The following is a 24,162-nucleotide window of genomic DNA, read 5'->3' as shown; positions in this document are numbered from 1 at the left end:
CTTTTGTATTATACCAGTTCTGCCGCCAGCTCCCGGATACTTTCATACACCAGCGCCAGTTGCTCATTGGTAATACAATAGGGCGGTAGTATATACAAGGTATTCCCAAGCGGGCGCAGCATAATACGTTTGGATCTAAAGAAACGATGCAGCTGATCAGCTAACGCATTCGTATATCCGTCTGCGTTAGTAGTTACTATTTCAAATGCTAAAATAGTGCCCAGCAGTCTTGGATTTTTTACAATAGATAACTGTTGCAGCTCAAGTAAAAAAGCGCTGTGTTGTTCGTGTATACGTATCCGTTGTTGCGCGCAGGCAGGATCGGTGAACAGGTCCAGGCTGGCCAGGGCTACAGTACAGGCCAATGGATTGGCTGTAAAGGAGTGGCCGTGGAATAACGTTTTTAGCTTATCGTTGGAGAGGAAGGCTTCATAAATGGCCGCAGTGCTGGTAGTGATACCCAGGGCCATACTGCCGCCTGTTAGTCCTTTAGAGAGGCATACCATATCCGGTGCAGTGTGCACATATTCCATGGCGAAGTTTTTACCGGTTCTGCCAAAGCCGGTCATCACTTCATCTGCAATCAGTAAAATATTTTTGGATGTGCAGTATTGCAGGAGCTGGTCAAAGGCAGGTATATCATACATGATCATGCCACCGGAACCTTGCAGCAGGGGCTCAAAAATAAAGGCCGCTATCTGCTCCGGCTGTTGTGCTTCAATATCTGCTATTATTTGGGAGATGTTATCAGTGGATGGCACTTCCAGGAAGTGCACATCAAAGAGGAGGTCATCAAATACACGGGTGAAAACACTTCTGCCGCTTACGCTCATAGCGCCGAAGGTATCGCCGTGATAAGCATTTTTGAAAGCAAGGATTTTATGTTTACGCAGCCCTTTATTATCCCAGTACTGGATTGCCATTTTCAGGGCTACTTCTACGGCGGTGGAGCCGTTATCGGAATAAAAAACGCGGCGTTGATTGGACGGCAGTATCTGTAACAGTCGCTCTGCAAGATTTACCGCCGGTGGATGTGTGTATCCGGCGAAGATGCAGTGCTGCAACTGCAGGGCCTGTGCGGCCAGTTGCTGCGCTATATGCGGGTGTGCATGCCCGTGTATATTTACCCACCAGCTGGAAGTAGCGTCTATATGACTGTTATTATCTTCATCGAAGAGAAGTGCGCCTTCGCCGCGTACAATACCAATAGGTGCGGGAGCGGTTTGCATTTGTGTGTACGGATGCCAGATCACGTCGAGATCGCGGGCCGACAAGGAAGGTGTTTGCATAATTGTTGGCTTTTCGTGCAGCCGCGAAGGTACTATAAAAGCATAAAGCAAAAAGGGATGCCGGCTTATGCTTTTTTAGCGTATTTATGCAGCATATGCAACAAATCATCTGCTGCATATGGTTTTGGAAGCATGTCTTTCACTTCCAGGCTGGCAAGACGTTCCGGTACTTCGTGCATAACATCTGCCGTGAGCACAATGATAAAAGTATTGGGCTGCAGTTTTTTGATATGGGGAATGGTTTCATAGCCATTCATTTCAGGCATATGCAGATCCAGGATGATACCATCAAATTGTTGCTCATGCAGCTTATGAAGGGCCTGTTTGCCGTTGATAGCAGTGGTGATGGCAGCTCCTGATTTTTTTAGTTGTAATTCGATGATACGGATATTGATACTGTTATCTTCTACTACCAGCAGGTTCATGCCCTGAAGGAAGCCGGGAGGATAACCGGATTTTTTATGTGTGTTTTGCTGCTGATTTTCCGGCAGGTGAAAATTGATGGTAAAGCGGAAAATGGTGCCTTCACCTTTTTTACTTTCCAGGGAGATAGTACCCTGGTAGAGTTCCACCAGTTTTTTTGTGATGGCCAGTCCCAGTCCCGTACCACCGTGGTTGCGTGTAGTAGCAGAATCTTCCTGTACAAAAGTGTCAAATATTTTTTCATGCATTTCCGGAGCAATGCCTATACCGGTATCTCTCACTGTAAAGGTGAGTCTGCATTTGCCGTCATGATGATCTTCCCGGTGCATTTCCAGGCAAACAGCTCCTTCATAGGTAAATTTTATAGCGTTATTCACCAGGTTGTGAAGGATCTGAGATAATCTTACCGGGTCGCCCAGGATTTGTTTTGGCAGGTCGTTATCGATGGCGGTGTATAGTTTGATATTTCTTCCTTTGGCCAATGGCTGGAAGTTGCGGGCAATGCCTTGTAACAGTTCCGTAGGGTCAAAGAGAATGTTTTCCAGTTCTATCTTCCCCGCTTCCATCTTACTGAAATCAAGGATATCGTTAATAAGACCCAGCAGGTGATTGGCGGAGAATTGTAAACTTTGAATCACTTCTGTATGCTCAGGGGAAGGATTATTTTCCAGGATGCCGGCGATACCAATGATAGCATTGAGTGGTGTGCGTATTTCATGGCTCATAATAGATAAAAACTCACTCCTCGATTGTGCTGCTTTTTGTGCACTATCTCTGGCAGCTACCAGTTCCAGTTCGGCATCTTTTTGGGCCGTGATATCCATGATGATACCGCGGAAATGAGTGAGCATACCGCTATTGTTTGTTACAGGTCTGCCTACGGTTCTTACCCATGTTTCTTTTCCTTTGGCTGAGATGTGCCGCAGCTCCAGGTCGTATGTTACTTTGTTATGTATTAAATTATCCCTGGCTGCTACAAAAACGGGCCTGTCATCCGGATGATAGAAGCTGGAGGAAGCTTTAAATGAGATAGGCAGATCTGTTGGTACTTCGCGTAGCTCATATATTTCTTTGGTCCAATACATTTCACCGGTAATCACATTAAATTCCCAACCCCCCATTTTGCCCATCTGCTGGCTGATATCAAGTAGTTGATTACTTCGCCGCAGTTCTGATTGCGATTGTACATACCCGGTATGCTTTCTTTCGCGGGTGGAAATATTCCTGATGAGTAATAAGATGCGTTTGGAAGAAGATTGTCTGCTTTTAATGAGATACATCTTCAGTTCATACCAGTGTTGCAGGTTGGGACGGATGTCCTGGTATATAAATTCCTGCGGTTCGCCGGTGATCAGCAATTTATCTGCCATGCGGTTGAAGGTAGTGGAATGTTCTCCCAGCAATTCGGAGATTGTTTTGCCCAGTACTTCTTCTTTTGGACGGAATAGCAGACTTTCCTGGTTACACCACGCTTTGGTGAATATTTTCTGCTCATTCAGCTCAAATACAATATCATCCAGTGCGGTCATCAGGATATCCCATTCTATTGTCAGCTCCCGGTGCTCGTTTTCCAGGTTCCTGTATTCTTTTTCCTTGCCGGCAGCATACATGATACTTCCAAACGCCTGCAACAGCGGTTGGAGGAAGGCAATAATATCCGTGTTGTAACCGCCGGTTTTATTAGCCAGTTCTACCACCCCTAATAGTTGCTGATTGAATATAATAGGGAGACCCAGAAAGGCGTGCAACTCCGGATGTCCCGGAGGGAACGCTCCGCTGTGTTCATCTGTTGCCGGTGTATTGCTGATCATTGCTTCACCGGTATTGATGACATCTCTGAATAAAGTATGACAGTTGGTGAAATTTAACCCTTCTGCTATTTGCGTATGATAATATGTTTGTATTTCTTTTGACCACGTTACATTTGCTATTGCCAATGAATGTAGCCATGGCTGCATGTTTTGCTCTCTTCTTATTGCCCCTGTAAAACCATATTCGCTGTCAGTTAAGTCAAGTAAACACTGTAGCAAATTTTCATATGCGTATACCGGGTTGCGGTGTGCTGCAACGTCACTATAAACATGACTGAGTATTTCCAGCAATTTTTGTTGACGAAACATTTTTTCAGACAGGGGTGTTTCTTCCTTTCCTTCTCCGCCAGGATCAATTGTTTGGGGGCCGGTAATAGTAGTAGCCAGCATGAGCAATCTTAATTTAGTTATTTTGGTATCGATATTCCTATAAATAAAATATTATAACAAACCTGCCACCTGGTCTGTTAGCGCGTATGCTGGATAAAATCTTTTTATATTATCGGACGCGTGGTTGTGTACTCAAAATGATACCGGGAAGATAAATTTACTAAAAAAAATGTTTGCTACCAACGTTGTTACAAAACATAATATTGCTGCAGATTTATTTCCGCATACCACCGTTTTTAAACAGTGCATATGGCTGGTAGCCAGGTTCCAGTACATTTTTGCCGTACAGGTTGCTGTTGTACGACCAGTGAAGCATGCCCAGCAGGGTAGGGTAGATATCTATCTGTGAACAAATGGCATTGATCTCCTGCGGCGTATAGCCGGGAACGTTATATATAATGCAAGGGATATGATATTTGCTTATTTCTATTTCATGCTTATTTCTATTTCATGCGGATTTTGTCTGAACTGTGATTATTATGATTTTTTTGATTATCCTGATGAGCGAAGATCTCAGCGCGTATTGTCTGAACCAGGATTTTTAGGATTGAATGGATTACCCTGATGGGTGCCGAAGATTATAGCGGGAGATCATTGTATACTCGTCATAAACAACATAACGCCCATCAGGGTAATCCATTCAATCCTAAAAATCCTGGTTCAGACAATACGCGCTGAGATCTTCGCTCATCAGGATAATCAAAAAAATCATAATAATCACAGTTCAGACAAAATCCGCTAAGGTCTTCTCTTTATCATAATAATCACAGTCCTGTATTCATCGTAAACGTATGCCACCCGTTTTCATATCCGTAAGTAAGTGTTAGCTGATAGGAATCTGCTATTTTTTTAATAATAGCCAAACCTAAGCCATTGGAGTTGGTGTAACCGTTGCTTTGTTTTTTGAAACGCTGAAACAGCATGTCGGCGGGTATTTCGTGGATTTGACTGGTATTGGAGATGGAAAAGGAGTTGGTTGTTAAGCGAATATTGATGGTGCCATGCAGATAGTTGTATTTGATAGCGTTGCCCAGCAGGTTGCTCACCATAATATCTGTGAGTGCAGGATGCAGAGGCCAGGGCGCGGTATCCACCATTTCTTTTTGGATGGTGAGTTGTTTTTCCCGGATCAGTTCTTCAAACAGCAGCAGGTATTTTTCTACCATGGTGTGCAGGTCGGGTTGTTCAGTAACAGGGTATTGCTGGTTCTCAATTTTTGCAAGCAGCAACAGGTTGTGATTGAGGCGTGACAAGCGTTGCAGCTCATCATAACTGAGGAGTATGGCTTTTAATTGTTCTTCAGACAGCGTGTCGTCCTGGAGCAATAATTCCAGTTTGCTTTGAGCGATGGCCAGCGGTGTTTGCATTTCATGCGCCGCATCTTCCGTCAGCTCTTTCATGTTTGTATAGTCGGTATGAACGCGGTTTGTCATGTTGTTGAGCGCCGCATTCAACTGATTAAATTCGTGGGTATCGGTGTGTTCAAAGGTAACCGCTTCCAGTTTATTTAATTGCAGGCGCTGAATTTTATCCAGAGAGCTATAAAAAGGTTTCCATATTTTTTTGCTGATAAACCAGTTAGAGAGCAGCACAAAAAACAGCAATCCGGAGAAAGCGAACAGCATTACCTGGATGACATTTTTAATGAGGTCATCTTTTTCAATCATGGATTTGCGCAGTACCATCTGGTAGTTTTTACCATGGATGCTGATTACCTGTGATAGCTGGCGGAATGGTGATTCTGAATCTTCTGTTTCCTGGTACAGGGTTACACCACTGAGTTTATGTCTTGACTGAACAGGCAGGTCGGTAGGAGTAAGATTAAATTCTAATGTAGATAAAGTGAAGATGGGGCTGTTGATACCTGCGGTATCCAGGTATCGTAACCATTGCAGTTTATCGTTCACCAGTTCCTCATCAGTTTCATGTTTGATTTCTTTGCTGAATTTTCCGAACAGGTAAAAAGCACCTCCGGCAAAGATGGGTAGCATGATGAGTAAAAAGTATACAGTGGTTTTAGTAAGCAGCTTCATTATATCGTTTTGGCTTTTAGCCGTTGGAAGTTAGGTATTGTGTTTTGATTAACCAAAGCGGTATCCGGTGCCGTATACGGTTTTGATATAATCTTCCCCACCTGCTTCCAGCATTTTTTTACGGAGATTTTTAATATGTGTGTAGATGAAATCGTATGATCCGGCCTGATCATAGGCATCTCCCCAGAGATGTCCGGCCAGCGCGGATTTTGTGACAACCCGATGCTGATTGGCAATGAAATAGAGCAGCAATTGGTACTCTTTGCCGGTAAGGGTGATGGATTTATCATGCACCAGCACCGTTTTTGAGGCTGGTTTTACGGTGATTTCGAAGAAGATGATAGTGGTGTTACCATCAAAGTTTTTACGACGCAAAATAGCGTTGATGCGGGCAGTGAGTTCTGACAGATGGAATGGTTTGGTGAGATAATCATCTGCACCGAGTTCCAGTCCGCTGAGTTTATCTTCCAGCGAATCTTTAGCAGAGATGATAATGATACCTGCTTTGGATTCCAGCAGTTTCAGTTCCTTTACCACATCCAGCCCGCTGCCCAGCGGTAGCCCGATATCTGCCACAATACAATCGTATTCAAATTCATTTACTTTATCCATTGCCTGTTTAAAATCTGCTGCCAGTTCGCAAATGTATCCCTGGTGTTCGAGATATTGCTGGATACTGGCCCTGAGGGCAGGTTCATCTTCTATGATCAACACTTTCATGGGTTAAAAGTAGGGATAATTCCTAAAGGAATTCTGTAGATGATATTAGCTGTAATTAATTGGGGGCTACGAAAATGCCTGCCCCTTTATTGTAGGTATTAACAAAAGATGCTATCTCTGTATCCGCAGGGTTATAGGCAGCACTTCCCGTTACCCATTCCCGCTTGTACGCAATACATAGATCGGTTGGAGTGAGTACCTCCATTTGTGTAATGAGAAATGTTTTACCGCCTATAAAAAGGCCTCTTCGGGTTGTGTTGCTGATAGTAAAGTTCAGGCTATCATGCCAGTTGTTAAAGGCGATAAAAATTCTATCTTTTCCGCTGGGACCATTTTCTTTTTTGATAACTGTACCTGCAATGGTATCATCATAGATAGCCGGCCATCTTACGCCATCTGCCTGTATCCCGGCGTAGTTATTATTGAGTCCTTTTGTTCCATTGGCAGATTCAAATCTGAAAAAGCAATAGGCTGCACGTTTTACTTCAACAGGTGTATCAACTGATTGTATGTAAGCAATCACATCGTTCATAGACACACTGGTTTTTTGGTATGGAAGCACGGGCTTCTCCGGATAGGCATTCTTCATAGCGCTTACATTTTTGGGGTTCGGTAAAGATAATAAAAAGTGAGTTAGGATTGCAGTGGAATTTAGGGGATTGGGATAGTGTAAAAAAAGTGAGAAAAATACCGATGCATAATATAATGTACGTATTCCCAACAGACATTTTTATGAAGATGCCTGCATTAAAACGCTTTAAAGTTTCCCTGTAACAGATTAGAAAAATTAAAGCGAGGTCAGGTATAATGATTAATTTTTCCCGGAAGAAATCTATACCAATGGTCTGCTTCGTATGTAGCTTAGACCGATACCTTTACAAGGTGTGAGTTTTTGAAGATCTATAGCCGATTGTACCCTACTACTGTGGCCTGCCAAAAAAATCTGCAGCAATTTTCTGCAGCCCAATCTATAGTGTTATATAACTCTTGCGGAAAGAGTATTGTATCCATATATCCAATATATTAAGTAGCCATGCAAGTATTATTATGAAGAATTATTTAAAAATTATTTTAGATAAGGTATTGCAGATACCATCGCCGGAAATAGTTTTGCTGGAAAAAAATGAATTTGAAGATGAAACAGAAGAACTGATTGCATTGATGGATATTATTCCTAACGCAAAATCAATTGCGGAAATGTATCAGGGTCTAATTAAAGCCGGACAGTTGGACCCTCATTATGCTAAAGAAGATCCAACAGTTGCCTGGCTTGAAATAGAGGAAATTGTGGTAAACCGTTCTGCCACCAGCAGGTACTATTCCCGGAAAATTATTTTCACTATTATTTTATTTATAGTAGTGGGAATTGCCTCCTATGTGGTTGGTTCATATCTCCTGTCAAAAGAAGCCAATCAGCTGAATGTGCAGCCAAAACATGTATAACACGCTTTTGTGCCGGAATAATATACCTATTATTTCCGTTCCGGCATTTTTATACTAAGCGGTTTCTCATTACGCAACATCTTTGCTGCTTCGCCGGTTAACCATAGATAATGGTCTGATGGCCTGCCATCTAAATTAATAAAAGGCGTAGTGCTGCTTACCGGCGGCTGATCTGTAGCCTTAAAGATAGCCGTAGCCTCATTTACTTCATCAAACATAGCTACATAAAGCATGCTGGCACCTGCATTGAGTGCAGTAGTGATTTGTTGCCAGTAAAACCGGCCACCTTGCCGTGGAATAGAAGCCACCGGCTTCACATCATCCAGGAATTCGTAGCGGCTCAGGTTATGCCAGCTGAATCCAGGATATACACAGGGAACATATTCCAGGTGATTGGCCCGGCACCAGGCCAGATCAGCTGTGAGATTGTCGCGGTAGCGGTCCATATCATTGTGCAGGAGCGGAGAATAGCGCTGCACCGTCCAGGGCAGCAGGATGTCGGCCTGTTTGATGATGGTATGTAAATAGGGGTCGGGCAGGCAATCGGCATTAAGTGTGCGCCAGGCAGTAGGTACACCCAACATTATCGCACAGTTACCATATACCGGATCATTTTTGAGGAAGTCTATTAATCGCTCCAGCCCTATGTTGCGGAGGTTATACGGGCGATCAGGAAAACCAATGCCCCAAATGGCCACCACTGGTTTACCATGTTCCTGCAAGTAGGTTTTTTGCCCGGATTGATTGGTTACTTTTAACTGATCCACCAGGTATTTCCAGTCTTCAATAATGGCAGAACAGTCCTCACCGGAAGCGTTTAACCCGGACAGGTCGTACATCACGGCAATTGCCCGTTTATATTTGGATGCTGCTTCAAATGCATTTTTCAGGATTACCGTGGAGGCGCTGTCTCTGTGTTTGGCATTACCAAAGAAACGTTGCATAAATACACCGTCTACGCCGTATTCCTGCATCCATTTGAAATGCAGCTCAACAGTGCTTTTATCACAGGAGCTGAAAAAACGTGCGGTATCTCCGTTAGCCAATTTAAAAGGAGTAGGATATGTTTTTGCATATTCACTTACATCTGGCCACATGTCAATGCCACTGCGGCTTTCGTCGCCATAGGCGAAACGTTTGGCTGATGAGCCATCACCAGCAGCCCGGAACCAACCCTGGTAACCTGCCATAATAAGACCATGATAAGATGGATATTGTGTTTGCCGGCTATGCTTTAACTGGGCATTTACCTTAACAGCACTACCGGCCATCATTAGGAGCATCGCAAAAAGTAAAACGGTAATTTTTTTCATACGGGCATCTTTTTTTAACGCCGATTTTTTAAATCAGCAGGCATGCGTTGTTTAAAAAAGAGAATCCGGAAATGACCGGATTCTCCAAGGTTTTGCATTCACCTTTGTTATTGTATCCGGCCATATGTCCGGATGCTGCATGCAAGTAAGTGTTGGAGCACTAACAGAAGGGGTAATAAAACCTTAATTGCCGGATTAATTTTGTGATTAGTGGCATTAATATTTGAAAATGGGATAACAACAGCTCCGGCTTTCGTCATATGATTACTTTATTGCAAACGTTTTCATAAAAGTTTGAAAAGAACAATGTATCTTATACGCTGCTACCTGTCTGGGGTGGCATCTCCACGGTGTAACAGGTTAAAGATGGCCACCCCTGTTACCTGATGCCTTATTTGCTGTATGCTGTTTTCAGCCCGGTACATTTTAATTATCTGCAGTGGTTCAATAGAGGTATTGGTGGCATCATCCGCTCTTTTGCGGTGGCGCTTATACTCATTATCACAGTGGGTTTCCTGGAAAAAAGAAAGTTGAGATTAAAAATCTAATATGCTTAAAAAATATTCCAAAAGAAAAGATATCATGGAGCATTTGCATTATTTACTTAAAAAGGGAGGTGCTTATTTATGCATGCTACTATTACCGGCTTTATTTGCTACCCCTGCGCTTTACGCATTCCAGCAGAAGGCTAAAGAACCGGGAAAGCCGGTCATTATTGGCTATGTAGGTGGTTACCGTGGATTAGTGAATGTGACGCAAATTGCTGCGCAGAAGCTTACGCATATTAATTATGCTTTTGTAAATGTATTGCATAACCGGGCGGTGCTGAGTAATGAAAATACAGATACCGTCAATCTGCGTTTGTTAAATAAATTAAAAGAGAAGAACCCCGATTTAAAGATCCTTATTTCGGTGGGTGGCTGGTCGTGGAGTGCAAATTTTTCTGATGCGGTGTTAACGGATACTTCGCGCAAAGCATTTGCTGTCAGTGCTGTGGATATCATCCGTAAATACGGATTGGATGGGGTGGATATAGACTGGGAATATCCCGCCAGACCTGGTGAAGACGGGAATGTATATCGCCCGGAGGACAAACAAAATTTTACATTGATGTTTGCTGCGCTACGCGCGGAATTAGATAAACTGCAACGCGAAACACATCGTCAGAAGCTGCTGACTACAGCAGTAGGCGGCTTTGTAGGTTTCCTGGAAACTACTGAGATGGGTAAGGCACAGCAATACCTGGATTACATCAATCTCATGACCTATGATTTTTATTCAGATAAAATAGCGGATCATCATACTAACCTTTATACTTCTGCGGTCAATCCATCGGGGAAGTCGGCAGATAAAGCGGTGAAGGCTTATGTAGCGGCAGGTGTGCCGGTGAATAAACTGGTGATGGGTATTGCCTTTTACGGTCGCCGCTTCAAAATGGCGGACACCAGTGGTAACGGGCTGGGAGGTAAGATTGTGTCGCAGTCTTTCGGTAAAGGTTATACGTATACAAAAGACAGCCTTGTAAATTACAATGGTTTTTATGCTTATAGAGATGAGGTGGCAAAAGCGCCTTACTTATTCAATCCTGCAACAAAAGAATTTATTACCTACGATGATGAATGGTCTGTGCAAAATAAATGTGCTTATGTAACTGCTAATAAAATGGCAGGTGTCATGTTCTGGGAATATTTTTCTGATGAAAAGGAATACCTGTTGGATCAGATCAATACTTCGCTGAGAGGAGTACCACCGCGGCCCTTCAAGGTACTGGTACTTACTTCCAAAGCTAAGGATCACCTGGCAATGATTGCCGCTGCCACCCCTTTTCTGCAGCAAATGGCCGCTGCAAATAATTTTATAGCAGATATTACGGATGATACCAGTCGCATTAATACCGCCAACCTGCGCAACTACAGGGTATTTATCCAGTTGCAGCTGGCACCGTTTGATATGTCTGCTGTGCAGCAGCAGGCATTGCAGCAATATATTACACAGGGCAATGGCTATGTAGGTATTCACGCAGCCGGCTTAACAGGTGGTTATTTCTATGCCGCCGGAAGACAAAACTGGCAATGGTTTGAAGACTTTATGGGGGGCGTTGTTTATTCTCCTCATCCAAAGTATCAACGTGCTACGCTGTTGATAGAAGACCGGCAACACCCTATCACCAAAGATTTACCGGAAAAATTTGAGATCGCTGACGAATGGTATGAGTTTGATAAAAGTCCGCGTAAAAATGTGCATGTATTGGCTACCGCAGATGAATCTACCTACAAACAAAATAAGCCAATGGGGGATCATCCGATCATCTGGACCAACCAAAAATTTCCGAGAGCTGTATACATAGGAGTAGGACATGATGCATCGTTATTAACAAATAAAAATTATGGTATCCTTTTAGGAAACGCTATACACTGGGCGGCTGCCATAGATTAAAATTTAATGATCGTTATGAAAACAATTGCGTTGTTTGTATTTGTATCGCTCTCCTTTTTTGTGTCAGCTGGGCAGATAAAAAAACCTTCTTTTGCTGCACTGGTATTATAAGTAAATTTCGTTTATACATGAACGTTATTTAGTCATAAACAGATTTGTATCCGGCCATTGTGTGGTGGAATCATTAACCGCTTTCCAGATAAGTGCATCCATATCATTAAAGAAGCTTTTATCCGTGCGTGTATTACAAAGGATAACCCAGTTAAACCCGTTGTGTGCACGTATTATTTCGCTGGCTGTTCCGGGCAGGGAGCCGGAATGCCACCAGTTGTGGTATACATTTACCAGCCATCCCAATGCATAGTTAGGGTTAGCCGCAGACGGGGTGGTCATGGCGGTAATGGAGGTTGCAGTGAGTATATCAGGCGGGGAAGGAAACCCATCTATATGTACCAGGAAGCGGGCCAGATCAGTAGCGGTGGCAATCCATCCGCCATGAGCATCCATGCGGGCAATATTATAGCTATAAGGCTGTTGGCCTTGCTGGCCATAATATATTACTTCGTTTGGTTTTCTTTCATCCAGTGTATTGCCGCCTGTTTGCATGGTACTGATACCACAAGGTTGCAGGATGGCTGTTTTTACATACTGCTCATAGGTCATTCCTGTAATTTTTTCTATCACTCTTCCCAGTATACAATATCCAAAATTAGAATAGGCGTATACCGTGCCTGGTGTGTGCAGCAATGGCTGATGATCCAGCGTCCATGCAATCAATTCATTGGCAGTCATTTTTGGATGGCTGAACATAGGATCTGTATCGTCGTTGGTCCAGCCGCCGCCAGTATGTTGTAATAGCTCACGGACGGTGATTTGTGCTACGTTGGGTTGGTTTGATGGTAAACTATATTCAGCCCCAAGTATGCCACCGGGACCAAATACATGGTCGTCCAGCGATAATTTTTTCTCTTCTGTGAGTTTAAGTATAGCCGTTGCCGTTATAGATTTAGATACACTGGCAATACGGAATAAGTTGCTATTATTAACGGGCGTATGTTGCGTCGTGTCTGCGTACCCGTAGCTGTGCGCATATACCAGTTTGCCGTTGCGTGTAATAGCTACAGACATGCCCGGTACATGATATTGCCGCATAAATGCTTTTACGGGGTTATCTACCTGTAGAAGCGCAGGGTCCTGGGTTTGGGCGGTGGTGGTGATACAGAGGAACAGGCTCCAAAACAGCAAACAGAAATATTTCATCTCATTAAGGTACAAAAATCTTTCCTTCCAGGTAAGTCTTGCAGGTACCACCAATGAGTACCCTGTCGCCAGCATCCTGGCAGTACAATTTTCCTGTTCTGGGAGATACTTGTAATGCAACCATTTCTTTTTTTCCTAACTGTTTGCTCCAGAATGGTATCAGGGAACAATGCGAGGAACCAGTTACAGGATCTTCGAAAATGCTTGCCTGTGGCGTAAAGTAACGCGACACAAAATCTACCTCATTTCCTTTTGCAGTAACAATAATACCGCCGGGATCCAGGTTTACCTGGTTGATAATGGCCTGATTGGGTACCATATTCCGGATAATATCTTCACTTTGGTATACGAGTATATAGTCTCTTGCTTTATAAACGCTCAAAGGGTATACATCTATTCCTTTCAGGATAACAGGTGGCAGGATGGCTTCTTCCGGTGGCCTCGACGGAAAATCAAGGGTCAGTATATCGTTGTTTTTAGTGACATTGAGTGGTCCGCTTTGTGTATGAAAAGTAATGGAATGCATATCCCATCCCAGGTGATAGAACAGTACATGTGCTGCAGCCATGGTAGCGTGTCCGCATAGGTCCATTTCAATTTCCGGTGTAAACCATCTGAGGTCATAGTGCCCTGCTTTGTTAGTGGGAATGAAAAAGGCGGTTTCCGGTAAATAGTTTTCTGCGGCAATTTGCTGCAGGACAGGAGTTGGCAGCCATGCCTCCAAAAGGCATACGGCTGCAGGATTTCCATGAAAAAGTGTATCTGTAAAAGCGTCGACCTGGTAAATGGGTATGTGCTGCATCACAACATGTTTTTGTTTCAACTTGTGCAGGTAAATATATTGTTTTTTGCAGGACAAACTTAATGTACAGACTAAATATTTCGTGGGATGTACCTTATTGTTAATGCCCAGAAAATTAAACCCAGTGCACTGATGGAGGCACCTAAAACACATACACCTGTCCAGCCGCTCCAAGCATAAACAGTTGTAGCTGCAATACTGCCTGCACCACTGCCTACGGAGTAAAAGAGCATGTACTCTGCTACCAGCCTGTTACGGGATTCCGGGCGTACACTGTAGATCATACTTTGGTTGGTAACGTGTACCGCCTGTACCGCAAAGTCAAGTATAATAATACCTGCTATCAATGACAACAGGGAGTGCGCAGTGAAACTGAGCGGTAACCATGAAAACAAAAGTAGTGTCAACGCTATACCGGTAGTCCATTGTCCGCGGCCACGATCGGCCAGCCGGCCGGCTTTTGCAGCGCCCAGGGCACCTGCCACACCAATCAGGCCAAACAAACCTGTTATGGTATGGGAGAAGGAATAAGGAGGTGCGCTAAGTGGTAATACCAGCGATGTCCATAGTACACTAAAGGAAGCGAAAATGAACATGGCAATGATGGCGCGGATACGCAATACCCGTTCCTGCACAAAAAGCAGGAAAACGGATGCCAGCAATTGCGCATAGGTAGCTGTTGCCTTTTGGTGGTCTTCCCGGGGTAGTACGCGGGATAAGATAACGGCTGTCAGCAACATCAATGTTGCTGAGAATAAATATACCGAGCGCCATCCGGCCAGATCGGCCAATGTACCGGAGACGGTACGTGCCAGTAAAATGCCGAGTACTACACCGCTGGTCACCAGTCCTACGATGCGGCCACGTTCTGTCGGTGCTGCCAATGCTGCGGCATAGGCAACCAATACCTGGGTGACTACTGCCAGTAACCCCACTGCTGCAATGCCTGTAAAAAGAATTGTGTGTGAAGATGCCAGTGCCACCACCAGCAAGGCTGCTACTACCAGTAATAACTGTGTGATGATCAGCTTCCGGCGGTTCAGCAGATCACCTAATGGCACGAGCAGCAGTAGTCCCAGGGCATAACCTATTTGTGTAACGGTAACGATTATGCCAACGGAACCCGGCCGGATGCCTATTTCCGCACCCATTGTATTGAGCAGGGGTTGTGCGTAATATATGTTGGCTACTGCCAGTCCGCAGGCAATGGCAAAAAGTAATGCGGTGGAAGATGATAATGATGTTGGTACCTGTTTTTCTTCTTTTGTTATTATTTCTCCGATCATATCGTTTCATATAGTGTACCAAACAGTACATAATTAGATAAAAAAATTATTCGAGTATTTTCAATTGCATTTCAATTAGTTCAGACAGGATTTCATTATCGGGGTATATTCTCCGGGTGATACCGAGCCCGTTCCAGTTGCTGAGCAGGGTGCGTGCCAGCAGTGCGGGGTCCTGCTGATTTTTCAGCTGTCCGTTTTTTTGTGCAATGGTAAGCGCATCATGAAAAAGTTCTTCCAGTTCTTTCAGGTGATTAGCAGCTTTTCGCATCAGCAATATATCTGTATTAGACAGTTCTGCGATGGCGTTACCGAAGAAGCAGCCTTTCTGGTGTATCTTTTTTGGGCTGGTAACAATACTGCGAAAGAAGTTCCGGATAAATTCAATAGGATCCTTACTGGCAGCCAGTTCTTTCTTAGACCGGGTTATGGCTTTTTCATTGAATTGTTCGAGTACTTTTTCATACAGTTCTTTTTTACCTCCTTTGAAGGCCAGGTAAAAACTGCCTTTACCGATGCCCATAGCGGCCAGCAAATCTTCTGTAGACGTAGCTTCGTAACCTTGTCGCCAGAAGAGTTCTGTTGCTTTGCCGATTACTTCCTGGTCATCAAATATTTTAGGTCTGCCCGACATTTTCCTGATTGTTTATGCTCCAAAGATATGTTCTTTACCATTTAGTACAAAACATTTCTAAAAACAAAAAACCTGCGATCAATGCAGGTTCCCGTTTTTATTTAATAAGTTGTTTTGCGAGTGATCGCTATTGGTGCGGCGTTTGCGGATGGAGCAGGTGGAACAACGCTTTCTGGAGATCATCATTATGGAGCTTATTTAACTGCTCGGTTTCGATCTCGTAAAAAGCTTTTTTCTTCCCTAAAACTCCAATGACAAACGTATGCCCGGCCTGAACCGGTTCAGTGGTTTGTGGATGTTTCTTTGATAGCGTTACCACTACATCTTTGAATTTTGACATTTGGTGAATATAACCAAAAAATCCCAGATTGGGGTGGTTTCTTACCTAGCTCATCCTAACGCCATGTAATAGCTTCTCCATCGCATTCTGCAGCGAACCGGCGCGTGTTACCTCCCCTGAGTTCACAAAAAATATTTCATCTGCATTCTCAATAGTATTTAACCGGTGGGCGATAATAACCCGTGTGGTTTTAGCCGGCAGCTTCTCTAATATCTCTCCCAGCAGCTGTTCTGTGATGGTATCAATATTGGCGGTGGCTTCATCGAGGATCAGTATGTCTGGTTTTCGCAGTACGGCCCGCATAAAGGCGATCAGCTGTTTCTGCCCAAGACTTACGCTATCGCCGCCGGACACTACGCCCGTTTCCAGGCCATTTTCAAAGATGGCCAGCAGTTTTTCAAGATTGGCTTCTTTGATAACGGCTGCTAATTGCTCGTGAGAATAATCTTTGTACAGCTCATTGCCGTACAGAATATTTTCTTTTACAGTGCCGGTAAACAGGAAAGGTTCCTGCAAAATGAAACCAATTTTTTGTGAACGTTCGGCGGCATCATAGGCGCGTATGTCTTTCCCATTCAGCAGGATAGTGCCTTTGGTGGGATCATATAACCGCGCAATCAGTGAGGCGGTGGTTGTTTTACCTCCCCCGGTAGGGCCCACCAAAGCATAAGTTTTGCTCTGTTCCAGGGTAAGACTGATATTATGTAAGATTTCCCTGCCTTCGGGATAACCGAAATGTACATCTCTGAACTCCAGCAGTGCCGGGGCTATAACGGTATTGGGTGCTGCTATTGTTACCAGGTCTGATTCGAGTGCCAGTATTTCAGAGATACGGTCCCATCCTGCCATGGCCACCTGGAAGTTGGCCCACAGCGTAGCTAATTGTCTTAATGGATTATAGAAATAGGTAGCATATGCTAAATAACTCACCAGCAATCCAATGCTGAACTGTCCTTGTGTAATCAGGTAAATACCGCCGGTGAGTACCAGCAGCTGTGCGATGCTGCCACACATACCATAAAAAGGTAAGAAGACGTTATTGGCGAGTCCTGCGCCGATAGCGCTATTATAATTTTTAACATTCGCTTCATCAAACCGTTTCCTGAAATAATCGCGGCGATTAAAAGCGATGATAACTTTAAAATTACTGAGGCTCTCCTGTATTTCAGCACTCATGCCACCAACGGTTTTCAGGTTGGCAGCATTTTTTCTTTTTACCCAGGGAGATAATACCCGTGTGAATATCAAAATCAACACAGCAGGGGCGAGGGCGGCGATACCTATTTTATAATTGATCAGCAGTAAAAAAATACCAGCACCTACCATCGTAGCAATGTTGCCGATAAACTGCATAAGTGACTGTGAAAAAAACTGGTTCAGCTTATCGGTGTCGTTGTTGACGCGCGAGATGAGATCACCTGCTTTGTTCTGGTTAAAAAAGGCCACCGGCAACTGTTGTATCTTACTAAATACTGCATTGCGTAAAGTAAATAAGGTACGTTGTCCTACACCGCCCATGAGCTTTGTTTGAAAAAAGCTGGTGAACAACGCCACCAGGTACATACCCAGCAATATGCCGGCAAATACCAGTACGCCGTGGTATTGTTTATGCTGCACATATTTATCGATGGTATGCCCTATTAAAAAGGGGCCCAGCAGATTAAGCGTTGAATTCAGCAGAATGGCTATGAGTGCTACCGCCAGATTTCTTTTTTCATGAGAAATAAGCTGCAGCAAATTTTTGAATGCGGAATAGTTGGACGTTTTCTGTTCCTTTCCCGTAAACTTATTAAGATTGTAATTCATAGTTGCTGGTACTTTGTTGCGAATTAAAGATCTGATTGTACTCGGGGCTGGAATGCATCAATTCAGCATGTGTACCACTGGCAATAACCTCTCCCTGCATGAGCAGGATGATCTGGTCGTAATGCTCAACGGATGCAATTTTCTGCGTTACAGATAAGAGCGTGATGCCCGGATAATTCTCCTGTACATTCGCCAGTATTTTTCTTTCGGTATTGCTATCTACCCTTGCGGTGAAATCATCCAGCAGTAATATTTCCGGATTGATGGCCAGGGCGCGGGCCAGCATGATGCGTTGTTTTTGTCCGCCTGAAAGACTGGTACCGCGTTCGGAAACAATGGTGTCCAGTTGTTCCGGCAGGGCCGTTACAAAATCTTTCAATTCTGCCGTAGCCATGGCTTTTTCCAGGGAGGCATCTGTTACGGTATCGTTGAAAGCGATGTTCTCGCGGATACTCATATTAAACATGATACTGTCCTGAAAAACAAAGCCCACCTGGCTATGGAAAGCTTCACTATTATATGCTTCTACCGCGTGCCCGTCGATAGATACGGTGCCTGTAGTAGGTTTTATTAATCCGGTGAGCAGATACAGCAATTGTGTTTTGCCCGCTGCCGTAGGCCCTATGACGGCAATCTTGGCGCCTGCTTTAACAGAGAAAGAAACACTTTTTAAGACGGGTTTTTGTCCGTAGTTGACAGTTACGTCCTTAAAGTCGATATCACCTCTTATTGGTGTTGTAATATCGCCGGAAGCAATGGCATCGGGCATATTAATTACCGCACTGATTCTTTGGTAAGAGGCAGTAGCCTGTGCAATGATGTTGCTCATGAAACCGAGTACCAGTATGGGGAAGATGAGCAGCGATAAATAACTGTTGAATGCGGCAAAATCACCGAGGCTCATGCTGCCGTTAATTACAAAATGACCGCCCAGCACCAGGATGGTTAAGCCTGCCATGTTAGCGGTGAAAGTAATGACAGGGATAAGCCCTGCAAAAAGCCGGATAATAGAAAGACCAAAATTCATGGCCCTGGTATTGGCATCCAGGAATTTGGCGTATTCCAGTTGTTGTGAGTTGATGACCCGGATAAGTGCCGCCCCCAGGATACTTTCATTGATTACTTTGTTGAGCCAGTCCATGATTTCCCGGCTTTTGATAAACAATGCACGTACTTTTCTTAATACCAGGAAAAAAGTAATTCCTATGATGGGGAGCGATGCAATCACTGCCAGTGCCAGCTTCCAGTTAATGGTGATTAACAGGATGCTCGCACCAAAAATGATAAATATAGAGGACGCCAGCGATACCACTGCCATCGACACAAATAATTTGATGGAATCCACATCGGCAGTGAGGTTTGTTAATAACCTCGATGGGTTTGCTTTTTCTATCCAGTCATAACTTTGACCGGATATTTTATCAGAAATTTTTGTGCGCAGGTTGCGCGCTACTTTTTCTGAAACATATACCTGTATGATATTTTGCAGATAAGTAAAAAGCAAAACGGCTACTACTGCAGCGGTGAATTTTATCAGGATGGGCGTAAGCTGAAAGGTGCCATGACTGTATGCGTCTATGCCATTCCCGATAATCTTTGGTAACCAGAGGTTAAGGCCATTGCTGAACAGTGCCAGCAGTATCAGCAGGGTAACCATGCCCATATAAGGCCCCAGCAGATTAAAGATGCCGGGTTCCTTTTTTTTAATACCCACTTCCTTTTTCATGTTAATAGTATGTTTTCGTAGGTGTAGTAGTTTTTCAAAATATACCTACCTGATGACGATACGGACTCCGAGATATTGTAATGTCCGGCAAGATATTATATAATCCGCATTTATTCAGGGAACAATTACTTATAAAGAAGATGAAAGCTGGTGTTTTTTCTGGTAGATAGCCTCTGCTAACCAGCAATAATCTGCTATAAATTTATTGGCTGATTTAATAGTGTATTCGCTGGTGAGCTCAAAGGAATCATTAAACGCACCGTAAACTTCAGGTACCAACAGCTTAGTAGGGAGGGCAAAGGCGCCTATACTCAGGATTACCTGCTGTAGCTGATTGGCAGCGTTTATACCACCCATCTTACCTGCACTGACCGTTACTACACCCACTGGTTTTTTAGTAAACTCACTATTGAAATAATCCAGTGTGTTTTTTAATACACCGGAGAAACTGCCATGATATTCCGGCGTTACAAATATTAACGCATCCGCTGCATGTAAACGGTTGCTCAGCAGCTGTACTTCTTCAGGAAGCGCCGGATGCATTCCTACACGTTCTTCCAGCATAGGTAATGGATTTTCGAGGAGGTCTATCAGATCTACAGTCAAGCCCTTTTCCTGTAGTTTATTTTGCAGATAATGGGCGATCTTATGTGATTGTCTGCCTTTTCTTATGCTGCCCAGTAATATGGCTACTTTCATAGTTTTTAGTTTTAGTGATGGATATTTTAAAGTAAAGGCAATAGTATGCCTGCTGCCGAAAAATATGTTTTCTGCAGGCGTATTATACCTGATGATGATAGAAGGATGATGGCCGGAGATACCTACCGGATATTGAGACAAAGATAGTATCTTTGATGAATAAACCAAATAAACACTTTGTTTATTATGATTAATAATTTTGCGGACAACGAAAGAGCCGTTTGGATACTGAAAACGATGGGGCCGCAGCCGCTGAATATCATAGCTGCTGAGATGAAGATTACCACAGAGGGCGCGCGTTTTCAATTGTTGAAATTGGCAAATGAAGGATTGGTGCAGGCTACAACGGAGTCGAAGGGTCGTGGCAGGCCGCAGCAAATATGGGCGCTGACCGATGCCGGCAATGCGAGGTTCCCGGATAAACATGAAGAACTGACGCTGAAGCTCCTGCACTCTATGCGGGAAGCACTGGGTGCAGATGCGGTAAAATGTATTCTTGATGCCAACGAAAAAAGCGGTATCAATAAATATAAGGAAGACCTGAAAGGCCTTACAGACCTGGAAAGCAGAATAAAGGTATTAACGGATATCCGTAACAAAGAAGGTTATATGGCAGAATATATAAAAGAAGGCAACGATTTTTTACTGATAGAAAATCATTGTCCCATTCACGCTGCTGCCAAATGTTGTACCCGGTTTTGTCAATCTGAGCTGGATACATTTATCGCGGTGCTGGGAAAAAATGTAAGTGTAACGCGTACCGAGCATATAATGGCAGGAGCCAGAAGATGTGCTTATAAGATATCGCAGGGGGAATAACAGCATATATATACTTATAGAAGTGCGCTTTTACTCCCTATGATAATCGAACGAAAGCACAAGGAAAGCACATGGATTCCCGCTCATTTGTTAATTTTTTTATACAGTAATACCAGGAATTGTTAATGCGTTTGTCTTTGATCCGCAGATCCCTTAATTTAAGTGTAAATATTATTTTGTCGTGGCAAGGATGGGTAGCTCGTTTTCTTATACAGGTACTATCGGTATTTGCTGCTTTTATAAGCTGGGTGGAAAGTATTATTTACGAAAGAAAAGCTCTCTGAGTGGCAGGCGTGTAAAAAAGGAAGGCACCGGCAAACAATAACGACATCTGTGTAATGCCGCAGGATATTGACAATAGTACAAACGAAAGATTGATAATAATGGATAATGCTCATGCAAAGCTTTTGCAACTGGTAAGTAAATTGGTGAAAACAGATGCACATGATCTCAACATGGCTACCAGGTTATTTGAGCATATTACTACTACAAAAGGGACTGTACTCGTAGCGCATAATAAACGCGCAACACATCTTTACTTTATAAATTCGGGTTTTATCCGTAATTATTATTTGCAGGATGGACTGGAAGTTACCAGTCATATTAATTGCCCTCCTGGTTTCATCACTTCCTTTAACAGCTTTATCAACGGCACAAATTCACCGGAAGTAGTGCAGTGTATCACTGATTGTGATTTGCTGCGTATTACTAAAAAAGACCTGGACACCTTATACCAGGAATGCCCGAACTGGGGATTAACAGGACGTTTGATTTATGAACAGGCACTTGCTTACAATGAGCAGCGCACCAAAGATATCATGACCCTTACCGCAAAGCAGCGCTATCTCAACCTGCTGGCTATTCATCCGGATATTATCCAACATGTTCCACTGCAATACATTGCTTCCTTTATCGGAATTAAGCCGGAAAGCCTGAGCAGAATCAGGAAGCAGATCATTTCTTAACATAGGTCAAGCAGATTGCGCCTGCGCTGGCGGACTTTTGTGTTATCACTGAAAAAGAAGTATAACATGAAAAGTTTATCATTGGTTACAGGAGCAAACGGACATCTCGGTAATAACCTGGTTAGAAATTTATTGGAAAAAGGTATACCTGTTACTGCATCTGTACGGAATATTGCCAACAAACAACCGTTTGAGGGCTTAGACTGTAAACTGGTACAGGCAGATATCATGAATAAAAAATCCCTGATAAATGCATTACAGGGTGTTGAAACCTTTTATGCAGTAGGTGCTGCATTTAAGCTTTGGGCAAAAGATCAGCGGAAGGAAATATATGATGTAAACATGCAGGGTACAAAGCTCAGCATCGAAGCCGCCAAAGAGGCGGGTGTAAAGAGAATTGTTTATGTTAGCTCTATTGCTGCGCTGAATTACGCTACACTGCCGGCAAAAGAAAGTAATGGATATAACCCTGATCGCAGAAACTGGTATTATAATTCTAAAAATGACGGAGAAAGGCTGGCCTTTGAATTAGCCGCCAAACATAATATAGAGCTGGTTGCTGTAATGCCTTCTGCCATGATTGGCAATGAAGCCTTCGGCCCTTTGAATGTTTCTTACAATATCCTCGCATTGATCCTGAAAAAAGCGATCCCTGTAGAAACAAATATTACTTTAAACTGGGTAGATGTAAAGGACGTAGCAGAAGGCTTGTACCTGGCAGCCAGCCACGGGAGAAGCGGGGAGCGATACATCCTGGCGAGCGAAAAGTGCATGAGTATAAAGGAAACAACACTGCTGGCCAAAGAGCTATATCCTGAACTGAAAATTAAGCAACCCACTGCTGTACCTAAAAGTATACTGTTCACAGTTGCCTGGCTCATGGAAACAGTCAGTAGGTTTACCGGCAAAGCTCCACAAATGACAGTAAATGATGTAGCCATGTTTTCCGGACTGCAACAGAATTTTGATATCAGCAAAGCAAGAAAAGAGCTGGGCTTTAACCCTACACCACCGCGGCAGGCTGTAATAGCCGCCATGCAATATCTTATGGCAAACAAAGAACGGCTGTTTTAACAAAATACTTAAGTACTCACCATTAATACTTAAGCTATCACCATAACTAACCGGTGCTATTATTGGAGATTTGTATCGTTAAAAAAAACAAATACAAATATGACAACGAAGAATAAAATAGCACTGATAACCGGCGGTAGCCGTGGTTTGGGCAAAAATATGGCTTTACATCTTGCTAAAAACGGAAATGATATCATTATCACTTACAATAGCAATAAAGCAGCAGCAGATGAGGTGGTAGCGCAAATTCAGGCACTGGGACAAAAGGCCGCCGCTTTTTTGCTGAATGTAAGCGACAGCAAAACTTACAGTTCCTTTTTTACAACCGTAGGAGGTTATTTATCAGCAGAAACAGGCAGCAATAAATTTGATTTTTTAATCAACAATGCCGGCATTGAAGCCAATGCAGCCATTGCTGATACAACAGAAGAGGCGTTTGATGAGTTATACCAGGTACATTTTAAAGGCGTATACTTTCTGACACAGCAAGCATTGCCTTTTATTAAGGATAATGGCCGTATTATCAATCTCTCAACAGGTTTGGCCCGCTTTGTAACGCCCGGTTATGCTGCCTATGCGTCTATGAAAGGTGCGATTGAGGTGTTTACTAAATACCTGGCCAAAGAAGTAGGCCCACGTGGTATTACAGCCAATGTGGTAGCACCGGGCATTATTCAGACAGATTTTACCAAAGCGGTATTTGAACATGCGCCACATGTTGTAAAACACATCGAATCGCAAACGGCGCTGGGACGCACCGGCTTACCGGATGATATTGGCGGAATAGTAGCCTTTTTATGTACGGAGGAAGCCCGTTGGATTACAGCGCAACGTATTGAAGCCTCCGGTGGCATGTACCTGTAAGAAATTAAATAACAAAACGAAAGCTTGTCCCG

21 protein-coding genes are annotated in these 24,162 nt (G+C 43.5%); 7 read left to right on the top strand and 14 right to left on the bottom strand.

The annotated features are described in order from the left end of the window. Positions 1-8: 8 nt before the first annotated feature. From bioA to CLV51_RS16695, 5 genes are all read right to left on the bottom strand, one after another. The gene (gene bioA / locus CLV51_RS16720) at positions 9-1,289 is read right to left on the bottom strand and encodes an adenosylmethionine--8-amino-7-oxononanoate transaminase (protein WP_106529201.1); all 1,281 of its coding nucleotides are present in this window, start codon (positions 1,287-1,289) and stop codon (positions 9-11) included. Between the two features lie 65 nt (positions 1,290-1,354). Next, complete coding sequence (locus CLV51_RS16715; RefSeq protein WP_106529200.1) at positions 1,355-3,913, bottom strand: ATP-binding protein; 2,559 nt, start codon at positions 3,911-3,913, stop codon at positions 1,355-1,357. Between the two features lie 764 nt (positions 3,914-4,677). Next, a complete protein-coding gene (locus CLV51_RS16705) occupies positions 4,678-5,946 on the bottom strand; it encodes a sensor histidine kinase (protein ID WP_106529198.1) in 1,269 nt (422 codons plus the stop codon). 48 nt (positions 5,947-5,994) lie between these two features. Continuing rightward, positions 5,995-6,666, bottom strand: coding sequence for a response regulator transcription factor (locus tag CLV51_RS16700; RefSeq protein WP_106529197.1), 672 nt, complete (start codon positions 6,664-6,666; stop codon positions 5,995-5,997). A gap of 55 nt (positions 6,667-6,721) precedes the next feature. Then, entirely contained in the window at positions 6,722-7,255 is a 534-nt protein-coding gene (locus CLV51_RS16695) for a hypothetical protein (protein WP_106529196.1), read from the bottom strand. 458 nt (positions 7,256-7,713) lie between these two features. Between CLV51_RS16695 and CLV51_RS16690 the strand changes: the two genes are divergently transcribed. Next, positions 7,714-8,109: a hypothetical protein gene (locus CLV51_RS16690; RefSeq protein WP_106529195.1), complete on the top strand. Its 396-nt coding sequence runs from the start codon at positions 7,714-7,716 to the stop codon at positions 8,107-8,109. A gap of 29 nt (positions 8,110-8,138) precedes the next feature. Here the strand turns inward: CLV51_RS16690 and CLV51_RS16685 are convergent, their stop codons facing one another. Next, positions 8,139-9,422, bottom strand: a complete 1,284-nt coding sequence (locus CLV51_RS16685) for a glycoside hydrolase family 99 protein (RefSeq protein ID WP_106529194.1) — start codon at positions 9,420-9,422, stop codon at positions 8,139-8,141. Positions 9,423-9,971: 549 nt separating this feature from the next. On the opposite strand from CLV51_RS16685, the gene CLV51_RS16680 reads away from it, so the two are divergent. Further along, positions 9,972-11,858 (top strand): glycosyl hydrolase family 18 protein, encoded by a 1,887-nt coding sequence (locus CLV51_RS16680; RefSeq protein ID WP_106529193.1) that lies wholly within the window; start codon positions 9,972-9,974, stop codon positions 11,856-11,858. 135 nt (positions 11,859-11,993) lie between these two features. Here the strand turns inward: CLV51_RS16680 and CLV51_RS16675 are convergent, their stop codons facing one another. The 8 genes from CLV51_RS16675 to CLV51_RS16640 all read right to left on the bottom strand — a co-directional run bounded on the left by CLV51_RS16675 (position 11,994) and on the right by CLV51_RS16640 (position 20,549). Beyond that, positions 11,994-13,118 (bottom strand): serine hydrolase domain-containing protein, encoded by a 1,125-nt coding sequence (locus CLV51_RS16675; protein ID WP_158267046.1) that lies wholly within the window; start codon positions 13,116-13,118, stop codon positions 11,994-11,996. Between the two features lie 4 nt (positions 13,119-13,122). Next, positions 13,123-13,920 carry a PhzF family phenazine biosynthesis protein gene (locus CLV51_RS16670; RefSeq protein ID WP_106529191.1) on the bottom strand — a complete coding sequence of 266 codons (798 nt, stop codon included), beginning with the start codon at positions 13,918-13,920 and terminating at the stop codon, positions 13,123-13,125. A 71-nt stretch (positions 13,921-13,991) separates the two neighbouring features. After that, a complete protein-coding gene (locus CLV51_RS16665) occupies positions 13,992-15,206 on the bottom strand; it encodes an MFS transporter (protein WP_106529190.1) in 1,215 nt (404 codons plus the stop codon). A 46-nt stretch (positions 15,207-15,252) separates the two neighbouring features. Further along, positions 15,253-15,837, bottom strand: a complete 585-nt coding sequence (locus tag CLV51_RS16660; protein WP_106529189.1) for a TetR/AcrR family transcriptional regulator — start codon at positions 15,835-15,837, stop codon at positions 15,253-15,255. Between the two features lie 127 nt (positions 15,838-15,964). Beyond that, positions 15,965-16,177 carry a hypothetical protein gene (locus CLV51_RS16655; protein WP_106529188.1) on the bottom strand — a complete coding sequence of 71 codons (213 nt, stop codon included), beginning with the start codon at positions 16,175-16,177 and terminating at the stop codon, positions 15,965-15,967. Positions 16,178-16,222: 45 nt separating this feature from the next. Continuing rightward, positions 16,223-17,983 carry an ABC transporter ATP-binding protein gene (locus CLV51_RS16650; RefSeq protein WP_106529187.1) on the bottom strand — a complete coding sequence of 587 codons (1,761 nt, stop codon included), beginning with the start codon at positions 17,981-17,983 and terminating at the stop codon, positions 16,223-16,225. Continuing rightward, on the bottom strand, positions 17,967-19,709 hold the full coding sequence (locus tag CLV51_RS16645; RefSeq protein WP_106529186.1) for an ABC transporter ATP-binding protein: 1,743 nt from the start codon (positions 19,707-19,709) through the stop codon (positions 17,967-17,969). Before CLV51_RS16645 ends, CLV51_RS16650 begins: the two co-directional genes overlap by 17 nt. 129 nt (positions 19,710-19,838) lie before the next feature. Then, positions 19,839-20,549, bottom strand: a complete 711-nt coding sequence (locus tag CLV51_RS16640; protein WP_211302030.1) for an NADPH-dependent FMN reductase — start codon at positions 20,547-20,549, stop codon at positions 19,839-19,841. A 45-nt stretch (positions 20,550-20,594) separates the two neighbouring features. Here CLV51_RS16640 and CLV51_RS16635 point away from each other — a divergent pair, with 45 nt between their 5' ends. The 5 genes from CLV51_RS16635 (at position 20,595) to CLV51_RS16620 (ending at position 24,130) form a co-directional block, all read left to right on the top strand. Next, the gene (locus CLV51_RS16635) at positions 20,595-21,227 is read left to right on the top strand and encodes a helix-turn-helix transcriptional regulator (protein ID WP_106529185.1); all 633 of its coding nucleotides are present in this window, start codon (positions 20,595-20,597) and stop codon (positions 21,225-21,227) included. 181 nt (positions 21,228-21,408) lie between these two features. Next, positions 21,409-21,552, top strand: coding sequence for a hypothetical protein (locus CLV51_RS29170; RefSeq protein WP_158267045.1), 144 nt, complete (start codon positions 21,409-21,411; stop codon positions 21,550-21,552). A gap of 58 nt (positions 21,553-21,610) precedes the next feature. Continuing rightward, on the top strand, positions 21,611-22,192 hold the full coding sequence (locus CLV51_RS16630) for a Crp/Fnr family transcriptional regulator (protein WP_211302029.1): 582 nt from the start codon (positions 21,611-21,613) through the stop codon (positions 22,190-22,192). 66 nt (positions 22,193-22,258) lie between these two features. Beyond that, positions 22,259-23,266, top strand: a complete 1,008-nt coding sequence (locus CLV51_RS16625) for an NAD-dependent epimerase/dehydratase family protein (protein ID WP_106529184.1) — start codon at positions 22,259-22,261, stop codon at positions 23,264-23,266. Between the two features lie 99 nt (positions 23,267-23,365). Continuing rightward, positions 23,366-24,130 carry an SDR family oxidoreductase gene (locus tag CLV51_RS16620; RefSeq protein WP_106529183.1) on the top strand — a complete coding sequence of 255 codons (765 nt, stop codon included), beginning with the start codon at positions 23,366-23,368 and terminating at the stop codon, positions 24,128-24,130. The last annotated feature ends 32 nt before the right edge of the window (positions 24,131-24,162 follow it).

Source organism: Chitinophaga niastensis (assembly GCF_003014755.1).
GTDB classification, from domain to species: Bacteria; Bacteroidota; Bacteroidia; order Chitinophagales; family Chitinophagaceae; genus Chitinophaga; species Chitinophaga niastensis.
Note: the sequence above shows the minus strand (reverse complement) of the source record. Positions and strands in the feature narration are given on the sequence as shown.